The sequence below is a fragment of the Variovorax rhizosphaerae genome (assembly GCF_037889975.1).
GTDB classification, from domain to species: Bacteria; Pseudomonadota; Gammaproteobacteria; order Burkholderiales; family Burkholderiaceae_C; genus Variovorax; species Variovorax rhizosphaerae.
Map to the genome: position 1 here is coordinate 1 of NZ_JBBKZT010000060.1, position 11,384 is coordinate 11,384.

Sequence of the window (11,384 nt, forward strand, 5' to 3'; positions counted from 1 at the left end):
GCGCCTTCGAGGCCAAGCTGCGCCCGCAGTTTGGAACGCGGTGCTTGCGGCCTGACAGCCGCAACGCACTCGCGAAGTCGTTCAGCTGCGCGTAAAATTCGCACCAGAGCCGTTCGGGTCAACTACTGGTCAGCGAAAAGCACCGGCTTGATCAGCGTTGCCCTTGATCGACCATCGACCATTCGATGAACGGTGGCGTGATCGACGAGCACGCCGCGCTCGCCCATCATCTCCTCGATACGACGAAAACTCAGAGGGTAGGTAAGCGATAAACATTGTGAACATGAGCCCCCGCCGGCATTTGGCGCCGCCCTCACGAGGAACGAGAAGAATCACTTTGATATGCCGCGCGAAACAACGCCCTGGAAACAGTCGCCACCGATGATGACTTATCAAGCGCGAGCACCCGTAGCGGCAGTGCTCGCGCATCGGCATTCGGGGAATCTCGAGGACATGTGGCCCAGGCGGCCGTGGCGACATCGATCAGCGCTGCCTCATCGGTCGATTTATCTACAAGGACGACGACTCTCGCCAAGGGAACGCGCCAGATCAGGTATGTGAACTCGAACTCACTACCACGGTTCTCGCGCGCGAACCCGCGAAGATCGATCAGCACCACGTCAGATGCGACCGACAGCTTCATGGCTGCCGCCTGCCAGGCGTCGACATAGCAACAAATCTCGTTCACCGGATAGCAGAGATCGCCTTCAAGTTCGCTCTGGAGCCGCGTTAGTCGTCGGTCCACGTCCGCCTCTGTGCTCAGGAATTGGGCATCGAGGCGCCGGAGAATAAAACACTCGAGCATCCATGACCCGAGCGTGCGCATTGCGAGATCCGTCCCTGCGAGCAAATCCACGCGGCCCACACGTCGCCACATGTCTTCCAGTGCGTCAAGAAGGCGTTCGCGTTGGTCGGCGCTGCCGAACACGCGCAGAAGCAGGAGCCGCTTCGGAGCAGTGCCTGACCAAGACTTCCAGGCCACACGCAGCAGTCCATGCAAGAGAATGAAATAGGCGATCAAGCTGCCCCCGAAGATCCCGTAGACAACGTAACGCTCGGCAGGCGACATGGTCTCGACCTGGACGCCGAGCAGTGCGAGCGTGTAGATCGCCAGGTACATCCAGCAAACATGGAACTGCAGCGTCGAGGGCGACACCCAGCGGGTTGTCTCGAGGCCGACAAAGCCCTTGAAGAAGAGCCAGACAACCGAGCATTGAAGGACGCCGGCTGGCACGGCCGCGAGGAGAGGACCAATCGGAAATGTGGGCCGCAGGAGTTCGTCCGCAGCAACACCGATGGCCCCGATGGCCACCAGGGGAACTGCGTACGTCAGTCGGTCCGCGCTCCGCAAAATCCGCAGGAAGACCCAGACTGCTGCCGGCACAGCCGCCCACGCGAATGCGAGCAGGAGGGAAACCGGCCAACGGTACTCGGGGCGTTGCTTGAACACGCCAATGTCTTCGGGCAGGGCATGGGTGCTGACCGCCAGCGAGACCGCCGCAACCGCCGTGACAACAAAGACGAGAATCGGGGCGATGCCCACCCAGAAAGGTCGCAGGCGTCGTTGCAGGAGAAGGAGCATCGCAAGTGCCGGCCATGCATACACGTTAGCCAAGTCCAGTGCAGCGGCAATTGCCAGCGAAGCGCTACCCGAATACCAGCCGAGCTTGGCGATCGCCATCATGATGACGACGCAATACATGAGGCCAATGACGGCCCAGGTGCGCCACGAGTGCGCGACGACATTCACCAACACGATGAGCCCTGGAAGCGCCGCAAACAACACGACAAGTGAAAGTGCCCGGTGCCAAACTGGCGGCGCCACCCACGCGTGCAACACAACCAGCGTGCTCCAGAGCGTACCGCCCGAGATCAGATAGCAACGCTTGACGGATCTTGTGATGGTGTTGGCGCGGTCGACGGCCCGCTCGGCAGCGCTGCCAATGAGCCGCAAGTCTTCCTTGCCGATTCGCTCCACCCTCAGCGGCTGCGACGCCTCCGCCAATGGCATCGGTGCGGTAACCGGCGGCAGGACCGCCATCGCGCCAGACTTGAACATCGAGGTCACAATTGCCTTGCGATATCGCCATCCGAACAAGGCGGCGGCGGCAATGAACGTCGCCGGGATCCCGAGGATGAAGAAGAGCCAACGCATCTTTCCTCCTGAACTCACCAATGCAGGATCGGCAGGCTCGTGCAGGAGCGCGCCAGTTTCAACCGAAGTCTGCCGCTACCGCTGGGTCTCAAGACCTCATGCATCGCCGTCCGAGCGAGGCACTCGTCGTTCTACGCCAGCATCATGGCGACGACAAGGCTGACCATGCATGCGTCATCTCCACCTCGGGACACGGCGTGTTTCGGCGCGCTACCTCGCGGCGATGCAAGCCGGCCATCGTTGAGGAGCATGCAGCCCCGCAACCCTCTGTCCAACTCTCTTGTCAGTGCGGTCCTTCTTCGAGCAAAGCGCGAAGCAGCATCCGCGCCTTTTCCCAGTCACGGCGAACGGTTCGGTCGGTGGTGCCGAGCGCGTCCGCGATTTCCACCTCGGCGTAGCCGCCGAAGTAGCGCATTTCCACCACCTTCGCCAGCCGAGGCTCGACTTCCGCGAGCACCTCCAGCGCCTCGTGAACCCAGACCAACTCACTCTCGCCATTCGACGTACTTTCTTCTACCTGGGTGTCGAGCGTGATGAACTTCGAATCGCCGCCACGGCGATCGGTCAGTCGCCCGCGCGCTTCGTCGACGATCACCGACCGCATCACGCAGCTGGCATAGGCGAAAAAGGCACGCCGGCTCTCAGTCTGCAATTCCCCGCGCCGGATGAAGCGGAAGTAGGATTCATGCACGAGTTCGGTGGTGTCCAGGGACGAACAACGTCCCATGCTTCGCAGCCGGGATCGGGCAAGGCGACGAAGTTCGCCGTAGGCTGCAGCGAACAGCGCGTCCTGTGCTCCGGGTTCCTTCGCGTTCACGCGGTGGATCTGTGCCGCAATGTGGTCGTCCATGGTCCGCTCCTGTTGTTCGCCCAAATCGTACGAAGCCGTCGACGCGCTGTCGCTTGTTAGTTCTAACGATGTCCGCGGCGCAGATCACGGCTGGAAGGGCAGTGGCGCGTGCTTGAAGTGGAGATAGGGCTGACCCCCAGACCGGGTTCGCCTTTTGGACCCGTTCGGCGAATCTTGTCGTCTACGCATCGTTTGTTCAGACGAGGCGGCACCTGCCCACCGTGTGCCGAATTGTGCAAAGATTGAAATCGGGCGGACGCTGCCCCTGGGGCAGCCAACTTCAAGCCAATGTGGGGGCGACCCATGGACATGCGACCTGTGACCGTGGCGCTGGTGGAGGACGAACCCGAGGTTCTGGCTGCCATCGCAAAAGTGATTCGGGCGAGCCCGAGACTGCAACTGTTGCAGACCAGTTCGACTGCACTGGACGTGATGCGTTGGTTGGCGAAGAACCCTGTCGACGTGTTGCTGGTCGACCTGGGTCTCCCCGATCGCCCCGGCACTGACGTGATCCGCCTGTGCCGCAGCCTGCAGCCGAAATGCGAGATCATGGTGCTGTCCACCTTCGGCGATGCTTACCACATGCTTCAGGCTTTCGAGGCCGGGGCCCGAGGCTACCTGCTCAAGAATGGGACCGAGGACGAATTGGCGACCCATGTGCTGAGCTTGCACGCGGGCGGCGCGCCGATGTCACCGATGATCGCCAGCCAGCTGCTCTCGCGGTGGCAGGAAGGCGCCAGGAAGCCACCCGTCCCCGCGGCTCGCAGCGATCGCAAGATCGACGCGCTGTCCCCGCGCGAACTCGAGGTGCTTCAACTCGTGGCGCGCGGCTGCACGTACTCCGAGACCGCAACGCACCTCAAGATCTCCGTCACCACCGTGCAGGCGCATGTGCGCAACATCTACGGAAAGCTGGACGTGCACAACAAGGCGGAGGCCTTGTACGAGGCGCGCCAACTGGGTCTGCTCGACTGAAGCGACATGGCGCGGTATTCTCATGCCCGCTTTTCGAGTTCTGTTCGTTGCCACTGCCCTATGCCTTTGGCTCCTCTCGCTGGGCGGGTGTGTCTTGGTGGATGGGAATGACGAACGCCGGGTCGAACGGGCTCGCTTCCTGTTGGCCGATGACGCGTCGCCTGGTTGGCGACAATTAGCTTGGCCGGCCAAGCTAATTGTCGTCAACCACCAAGCCGGTGCTGCATGGTGACAACGGCTCCACGTTGAAGGCCACGACAGTGCTGGCGATGCTCAATTGGCTGGGCTTGAAGCCGTCGTATTCGAGGCCTCGCGTGAGCGACGACAAGGCCTACGCTTCATACTGCACCTCCTTCGAACGATCGGGGACTGGACCTGGCTCTGGGGAGCCCGACGCGGGCTTGGCGGCTGGTGTCGTGTGTTGATATTGATTGCTCGGCGGGTCGAACAGGCATTCGTTTTTATCGCTGTATGGGTGTCCACGAAGCAGGCCGCGCTGCAGCCATCTCTTGACCGTTGTGGTCGTAACCTGCAACGTCTCAGCCATTTCCTGCAATGTCAACAGGCCGCGCTCGCGCAGGCGGTCGTAGCGTGGCTTGAGATGGTAGGTGCATGCCAGACGCGTAACGATCCGAGAGTTGAACAACGTTCCGCCTCCCGGCCTCACACACCCACGCTTCGACAAGCCCCGGCAAGTCTCCGTTCATGGACATGCAGCTGGTGCCCATGTATGCAGACAGCCAACCAACCAGCTCGGGCGTGACGATCAGCCCCGGCGTGCAGCAAAACCTCGGTATCCGCTACGCCACCGTGCGCCGGGCCGATGTCTCCTCGTCCTTCGACGCCATCGGCACCGTGCAGTTCGACGAGCGCTTGAATGTGGCGGTCCAGACGCGCGTTGCCGGCTACGTCGAGCGCCTTTCGGTGCGCGCGCCGATGGAGCGGGTGCGCAAGGGCCAGGCCCTGGCGACCATCTTCGCGCCGGAGTGGCTGGGACCGCAGAACGAGCTGATTGCACTCCAGCGCGCCGGCGTTTCCCCTGACCTCGTCGTGGCTGCGCGCGAGCGAATGCGGGCCATGTCGAATCCCGGGCGAACTCATCCGCCAGAGCGAGAAGGCCGGCGTGGCGCAAGCACGCTTTGTGCTGACGGCGCCGGTCAGCGGGGTCATTGCGGAACTGGGCGTGCGCGAAGGCGTGGCCGTCGCGTCCGGCACCCTGTTTCGGATCGCCGGGTTCGAGAAAGTTTGGGCGACCGCAGAGATTCCCGAAGCACAAGCGTTGCGGCTTGCTGCGGGCCAGAAGGTGCAAGCCGCGTTGCAGGCGGATGCCTCACAGACCTTTGCCGGCGAGTTGAAGGAAATCCTTCCGGAGATCAGCAGTTCCACACGCACGCTCAAGGCGCGCTTCGAAGTCGACAACGCGCAGGGGAGGCTCACTCCCGGCATGCTGTTGCGGCTCCAGGTGGGGGGTATCAAGAGCTCACGCCTGCTCGTGGCCTCGGAGGCGGTCACAGGCAAGCGCTCGATCGTCATCGTTCAAAAGGAAAGCGGAGCCTTCGAGCCGCGGGAGGTGTCGCTCGGCGCAGACCTGGGTGACGACATCAAGGTGGTCCAGGGGCTGGCCGAGGGCGAGCGAGTCGTGGCAAGCGGGCAGTTCCTGATCGACTCCGAAGCCAGGCTGCGGTCGGTGCTGGGGAACATGACTGCGAGTGCGGCCCCGCCTCCGACCGCGTCGGGATCCCCTGCTTCTTCGACGCCAGCGACCACCGGAACATCGCATCGTGCGGAGGGCAAGGTCGAGAGGGTCGAAGCGGACGGCATCACCATTTCGCATGGCCCCGTCGCCTCGCTGAAGTGGCCCGCCATGACCATGGGCTTTTCCAGGCAAACGCCGGGCGCCTTTGCTGACGTCAAGCCAGGCGACACGGTCCGTTTCGAGTTCAGGGAAGGCGGGCCACAGGGCTACGAGCTGCTCTCGGTCGAACGCCTTCAACCGGCGGCAAAGCAATGATCGCGGCACTCATCCGGTGGTCGGTCGGCAACCGGTTCCTCGTATTGATCGCCACCTTGTTTATCGTGGCGGCAGGCCTGTGGTCAGCGGCCCGGACGCCACTCGATGCGCTTCCAGACCTGTCGGACACGCAGGTGATCATCCGCACACCCTTTCCCGGCAAGGCGCCGCAGGTGGTGGAAGACCTGGTCACCTATCCGCTGACCACAACGATGTTGAGCGTGCCCGGCGCGAAGACCTTGCGCGGCTACTCGTTCTTCGGCGATTCCTTCGTCTATGTGCTGTTCGACGACAAGACCGATCCCTATTGGGCGCGCTCGCGGGTCGTTGAATACCTCAACCAGGTGCAAGGCAGGCTTCCGGCCGGTGCCAGCGCATCATTGGGCCCGGATGCGACGGGCGTGGGCTGGGTCTACGAATACGCACTGGTCGACCGCACCGGCAGCCGGGGTTTGGGTCAACTGCGTGCGCTCAATGACTGGTTCCTGAAGTTCGAGCTGAAAACCGTGGCCGACGTGGCGGAGGTGGCCAGCATCGGCGGCATGGTGCGCCAGTACCAGGTGGTGCTCGACCCGGATCGCATGCGTGCGCTCGGCATCACGCAAGCCAGCGTGGTGCAGGCCTTGCAGAAAGCCAATCAGTCCAGCGGAGGCTCCGTCGTCGAACTTGGCGAAGCCGAATACATGGTCTGCTCCCGCGGCTACCTGCGATCGCTGGAAGACTTCCGCTCCATTTCCGTATCGATCTCAGGCGCCACGCCGGTGCTTTTGCGCGACGTGGCGACGGTCCAAATCGGACCCGAGATGCGTCGCGGCATTGGCCGAACTGGAGGCGAAGGCGAGGTGGCCGGCGGTGTAGTCGTCATGCGCTCCGGCAAGAACGCACGCACCACCATCGAGGCGGTGAAAGCGAAGCTGGAAACCCTGAAGATGAGCCTTCCTGCGGGCGTCGAGATCGTGCCGACCTATGACCGGTCGCTCCTCATCGATCGGGCGGTGGACAACCTGCGCGCCAAGCTGGTCGAGGAGTTCATCGTCGTGGCGCTGGTGTGCGCCGTGTTCCTGTTCCACCTGCGCTCGGCGCTGGTCGCGGTGGTTGCGCTGCCCATTGGCGTGCTGGCCGCATTCATCGTCATGCACTGGCAGGGTGTCAACGCCAACATCATGTCGCTGGGTGGCGTTGCCATTGCCATCCGGTGCCATGGTCGATGGCGCCGTCGTGATGGTCGAGAACGTGCACAAGCACATCGAGGCCTTCGAGACGCGGCATGGACGGCAGCCCAATGCCTTCGAGCGATGGCAACTCGTGTCCGATGCCTCGGTGGAGGTCGGGTCGGCCCTGTTTTTCTCGCTGCGGGTGATCACGCTGTCTTTCGTGCCGGTGTTCTCGCTGGAGGCACAGGAGGGCCGGCTGTTCGCGCCCCTGGCATTCACCAAGACCTACGCCATGGCGGCAGCGGCAGGTCTTTCGGTGACGCTGATTCCGGTGCTGATGGGTTACCTCATTCGCGGTCGAATCCCGCATGAAGCGGCGAATCCGGTCAATCGCTTGCTCATGGCGGCATACCGGCCAGCGCTCGAATGGGTATTGCGCTTTCCGAAGTGGACGCTGATGCTGGCGGGCGTGCTGCTCGCGTTGACGGTGGTGCCGATGGCGCGCCTGGGCGCCGAGTTCATGCCGCCGCTGGATGAAGGCGACCTGCTCTACATGCCGTCTGCCCTGCCGGGGCTTTCGGTGTCGAAGGCGGCGCAACTGTTGCAGCAGACCGATCGCCTCATCAAGACTGTGCCCGAAGTGGCGCGGGTGTTCGGAAAAGCCGGCCGTGCGGATTCGGCCACCGACCCGGCGCCGATGGAGATGTTCGAAACCACCATCCAGTTCAAGCCGAGGGACCAATGGCGCATCGGCATGACGCCAGACAAGCTGGTCGAGGAACTGGATCGCGCCGTCAAGGTGCCGGGACTGTCGAACGTGTGGGTGCCTCCCATTCGCAATCGCATCGACATGCTGGCCACGGGCATCAAGAGTCCCGTGGGTGTCAAGGTGGCGGGCGCCGACCTGGCCACCATCGAATGGCGGGCCTGCTGCCCATCCTGTGGGGCAGCGGCACCGGATCGGAGGTGATGACCCGCATTGCCGCGCCCATGGTGGGCGGGATGGTGACAGCGCCGCTGCTCAGCATGCTCGTGGTGCCTGCCGCCTGGTATCTGCTGCATCGTCGCAAGAACGTTGCCGCGCCTGCTTTCAATCCGATTCCCTCAACTTCAGGAGCACTCGAATGAAACCCCTGCGCGTTCTTGCGATCCCCTGCTCGCTGCCTGCCTCGGTGTCCATGCCCAGTCCAGACAGCCGTCCATGCCGATGCCCATGAAGGAGCCCGGGCAAAGCCAGAATGCTTCGAACGCGCTGACCGATGCGGTGTTTCAGAGAATCGAAGTCGCTGCGGGCGAGGTCGTGCTCAAGGACGGGGATATTCCGAATCTCGCCATGCCGCCGATGACGATGGCCTTCGATGCGGACAAGAATCGCTCAGCGGCTTGAAGGTCGGAGACAGGGTGCGCTTTCACGCCGAGATCATTGACGGAAGGCCGAAGCTGACGCGGGTCGAGCATGTTCGGTAGCGGCTCTCGCCATCAAGCGTTGGCCGTCTCTGGGATTGATCATCCCCACTCCGGTGAGGGTGAGCCTCAATGAAATGCTCCCATCAGCGCATGGAGGCGGATCAGGGATGAGGCTGGCCCATCAGACTGGAGGAAGCGTCAGGACCGCGTCGGCGATGGCCTCGATCCCCGTGTCGGAAAGATCAGTCGCAGCGATGCGGTGGCGCGCCTCCCATTTCGCAAAATGACGCGCCTGCGAGCGTGCGTAATGCGGGTCGTAGTGCAGGCGCATCAGTTCCTCGAACAGCGGTGACAACGCATGCGTGCGCGCCCATGCTTGCCAGCGCGCAACCGTCTCCTTGCCTTGCATCTCCTTGAGCATCCCGAGCTGCGTTGCGAGCGATTCGCTGTTGTCGCCGAGGTAGGCGTAGTCGCGCAGCAGGTATTCGAGCCGCGCCTCAGGCGTGGCGACCACTTCAATGCAATTGCCTCCGCGCATCCGCTCCACCAATGGGATCGGCAGCGAGATGCGCCCGATGCGCGCGCTTTCGCCTTCGACATACACCGTGCGCTCCAGATCAAACGGCTTCAATGCTGTTGCCAATTGCGTCTCGAAAGCTTTCTGCGAGGGCTGCGGCACGCCCGGCAGCGCACCCAGCAGCGAGCCCTTGTGCCGCGCCAACCCTTCGAGGTCCAGCACCTGCTCACCGCGCGCCGCGAGCGCCTGCAGCACGCGAGTCTTGGCGCTGCCGGTCGCACCACAGATCACTTGCAGCCTGAGCCGGGGAATGCATACGGCCAACCGATCGATCACGTCATGCCTGAAGCTTTTGTAGCCACCCGCCAGCTGCTGCGCATCCCAGCCGACGAGGCGCAGCCACGCAACCATCGACCCGCTGCGCAGCCCGCCACGCCAGCAATACACCAGCGGTTTCCAGTCCGGCGGCTTGTCCGCGAATCGCTCATTCAGATGGCGCGCCAGATTGGCCGCGACCATCGCGCCACCCACGCGGCGCGCCTCGAAAGCGCCGGTCTGCTTGTAGATCGTGCCGACCGTGCGGCGCTCGTCGTCATCGAGCACGGGACAGTTGATGGCGCCGGGGATGTGGTCGAGCGCGTACTCCGAGGGGGAGCGCGCGTCGATCATCACATCGAAGTCGTCGATGTCGGCGACGCGAACGAGGCCGCGATGGGTCATGGGATTATTCTCAAGGGCATGGAACCGATCGCTCTCACACGTTTCTCACACGGCGGCGGTTGCGGCTGCAAGATCGCCCCCGGCTTGCTGTCGGAGATTCTGGCACGCGCACCGCAAGGGATCGTGCCGCCGGAACTGCTGGTCGGTACCGAGACCAGCGACGACGCTGCGGTCTATCGCCTCAACGATACGCAGGCGCTGGTGGCGACCACCGACTTCTTCACGCCGATCGTCGACGACCCCTTCGACTTCGGCCGCATCGCCGCGACCAACGCGCTGTCCGACATCTACGCGATGGGCGGCACGCCGATCATGGCACTGGCGCTGGTCGGCATGCCGATCAGCAAGCTGCCGCCCGAGGTGATCGGCCGCGTCCTGGAAGGCGGCGCGAGCATCTGCCGCGAGGCCGGCATCCCGATCGCGGGCGGGCACAGCATCGATGTGCTGGAGCCAATCTACGGGCTGGTTGGACTGGGCTTGGTGCACCCGGAGCGCGTGCGGCGCAATTCGGCGGCGCTGGCGGGCGACGTGCTGGTGCTGGGCAAGCCGCTGGGCGTGGGCATCCTGTCGGCGGCGCTCAAGAAGGGGCTGCTGGATGCGGCCGGCTATGCCGAGATGATCCGGCACACGACACAGCTCAACCGCGTCGGCATCGAATTGGCAAGCCTCAAGGACGTGCATGCGATGACGGACGTGACGGGCTTCGGGCTGGCCGGCCACCTGCTGGAAATCTGCCGCGGGTCGGGGCTCTCGGCCGCGGTGTCGCTGGCTGCGCTGCCGCTGATCGCGAATGCCGTACGGTTCGCGCAGCAGGGGGTCGTTACCGGTGCGTCTGATCGCAACTGGGCCGGCTACGGCGGGCAGATTGCGTGGCCTGAAGCGGCACTGGACTGGCAGCGCGCGCTGGTGTCAGACCCGCAGACAAGTGGCGGCCTGCTGGTAACCTGCAAGCCCGAGGGCGTGCCTTCAGTGCTCGAAGTTTTTCGCACAGCCGGCTTTGCACGAGCCGCGACCGTTGGCGCGCTGCACGCCATATCGGCGGGCAAAAGGCCGGGAGTGGCTTTCATGCCGTAACCACTCGCCAAGTTCTCGTGAATTTTTCACAATCAATTCTTCTGGTCGTCGTTGCTCGAGCGTCTCGTTGATGGTGCGCAGGCGCGATTCGCTGGCCTGGAGTTCGAGGGTGCCGCGTGCCCGCTCCACCGCAAGTCGCGTGCGCAGGGCGATGTCCCGTATGAAAGCCGTCTCGGCCTCCGTCCACGCCCTTGGCTCGGCATGGTTGACGAACAGTACGGCGACCAGTCGGCCTTGGTCGACGACCGGGACGTTCATGAAAGATCGAGCGCTCCGACGCTCGAGCGCGGCCGCGGCCGGAGCCGTCCTCGGATCCTCGCGTACATCCCCGATGTTGATGAACTCGTTCTTCTTGAGGCTGTCGATGAACGAGCCGTACTCGCGCAGCGGCGTCACGCCTGCATGCGTCCCGACCCCTTCGGAGGTCCAGTCGCGATCCACGTGCAGTGTCTCGGTCACCGGGTCGATCGTCCCGTAGCCCACCCGGCTCACGCGAAGGGTCTCGCCGAGGACGCGGCAGG

General features: G+C 63.7%; 9 protein-coding genes and 3 pseudogenes. 7 read left to right on the forward strand and 5 right to left on the reverse strand.

Annotated features, from left to right (window positions below; genetic code table 11):
• Nucleotides 1-182: 182 nt before the first annotated feature.
• From WKW82_RS40765 to WKW82_RS39320, 3 genes and pseudogenes are all read right to left on the reverse strand, one after another.
• Nucleotides 183-266, reverse strand: a pseudogene (locus tag WKW82_RS40765) (IS6 family transposase); the annotation flags it as partial.
• Nucleotides 267-313: 47 nt separating this feature from the next.
• On the reverse strand, nucleotides 314-2,155 hold the full coding sequence (locus WKW82_RS39315) for a hypothetical protein (protein ID WP_340348642.1): 1,842 nt from the start codon (nucleotides 2,153-2,155) through the stop codon (nucleotides 314-316).
• Between the two features lie 283 nt (nucleotides 2,156-2,438).
• Entirely contained in the window at nucleotides 2,439-3,005 is a 567-nt protein-coding gene (locus tag WKW82_RS39320) for an ECF-type sigma factor (RefSeq protein WP_340348643.1), read from the reverse strand.
• A gap of 303 nt (nucleotides 3,006-3,308) precedes the next feature.
• Here WKW82_RS39320 and WKW82_RS39325 point away from each other — a divergent pair, with 303 nt between their 5' ends.
• The 6 genes and pseudogenes from WKW82_RS39325 to WKW82_RS39350 all read left to right on the forward strand — a co-directional run bounded on the left by WKW82_RS39325 (nucleotide 3,309) and on the right by WKW82_RS39350 (nucleotide 8,532).
• Entirely contained in the window at nucleotides 3,309-3,980 is a 672-nt protein-coding gene (locus WKW82_RS39325; RefSeq protein WP_340348644.1) for a response regulator, read from the forward strand.
• Nucleotides 3,981-4,916: 936 nt separating this feature from the next.
• Nucleotides 4,917-5,018, forward strand: a pseudogene (locus WKW82_RS40890) (hypothetical protein); the annotation flags it as partial.
• Nucleotides 5,019-5,121: 103 nt separating this feature from the next.
• Complete coding sequence (locus WKW82_RS39335; RefSeq protein ID WP_340348650.1) at nucleotides 5,122-5,991, forward strand: efflux RND transporter periplasmic adaptor subunit; 870 nt, start codon at nucleotides 5,122-5,124, stop codon at nucleotides 5,989-5,991.
• Nucleotides 5,988-8,064, forward strand: a pseudogene (locus WKW82_RS39340) (efflux RND transporter permease subunit); the annotation flags it as partial. The gene WKW82_RS39335 and the pseudogene WKW82_RS39340, both read left to right, overlap by 4 nt.
• A 50-nt stretch (nucleotides 8,065-8,114) precedes the next feature.
• A complete protein-coding gene (locus WKW82_RS39345; protein WP_340348645.1) occupies nucleotides 8,115-8,273 on the forward strand; it encodes a hypothetical protein in 159 nt (52 codons plus the stop codon).
• A 73-nt stretch (nucleotides 8,274-8,346) separates the two neighbouring features.
• The gene (locus WKW82_RS39350) at nucleotides 8,347-8,532 is read left to right on the forward strand and encodes a copper-binding protein (protein ID WP_340348646.1); all 186 of its coding nucleotides are present in this window, start codon (nucleotides 8,347-8,349) and stop codon (nucleotides 8,530-8,532) included.
• 201 nt (nucleotides 8,533-8,733) lie between these two features.
• Here the strand turns inward: WKW82_RS39350 and mnmH are convergent, their stop codons facing one another.
• Entirely contained in the window at nucleotides 8,734-9,789 is a 1,056-nt protein-coding gene (gene mnmH, locus WKW82_RS39355; protein WP_340348647.1) for a tRNA 2-selenouridine(34) synthase MnmH, read from the reverse strand.
• Between the two features lie 18 nt (nucleotides 9,790-9,807).
• Between mnmH and selD the strand changes: the two genes are divergently transcribed.
• Nucleotides 9,808-10,863, forward strand: a complete 1,056-nt coding sequence (selD, locus tag WKW82_RS39360; RefSeq protein WP_340348648.1) for a selenide, water dikinase SelD — start codon at nucleotides 9,808-9,810, stop codon at nucleotides 10,861-10,863.
• Here selD and WKW82_RS39365 read toward each other — a convergent pair.
• On the reverse strand, nucleotides 10,756-11,384 hold a 629-nt coding region (locus WKW82_RS39365), incomplete at its 5' end, for a GAF domain-containing protein (RefSeq protein ID WP_340348649.1). The two genes, selD and WKW82_RS39365, sit on opposite strands and share 108 nt — an antisense overlap.

Excerpts from the sequence above, each read along its gene's own strand:
- WKW82_RS39325 (WP_340348644.1), top strand. The coding sequence starts at position 3,309 with ATGGACATGCGACCTGTGACCGTGGCGCTGGTGGAGGACGAACCCGAG.
- mnmH (WP_340348647.1), bottom strand. The coding sequence starts at position 9,789 with ATGACCCATCGCGGCCTCGTTCGCGTCGCCGACATCGACGACTTCGAT.
- WKW82_RS39350 (WP_340348646.1), top strand. The coding sequence starts at position 8,347 with ATGCCGATGCCCATGAAGGAGCCCGGGCAAAGCCAGAATGCTTCGAAC.
- WKW82_RS39320 (WP_340348643.1), bottom strand. The coding sequence starts at position 3,005 with ATGGACGACCACATTGCGGCACAGATCCACCGCGTGAACGCGAAGGAA.
- WKW82_RS39315 (WP_340348642.1), bottom strand. The coding sequence starts at position 2,155 with ATGCGTTGGCTCTTCTTCATCCTCGGGATCCCGGCGACGTTCATTGCC.
- selD (WP_340348648.1), top strand. The coding sequence starts at position 9,808 with ATGGAACCGATCGCTCTCACACGTTTCTCACACGGCGGCGGTTGCGGC.
- WKW82_RS39345 (WP_340348645.1), top strand. The coding sequence starts at position 8,115 with ATGACCCGCATTGCCGCGCCCATGGTGGGCGGGATGGTGACAGCGCCG.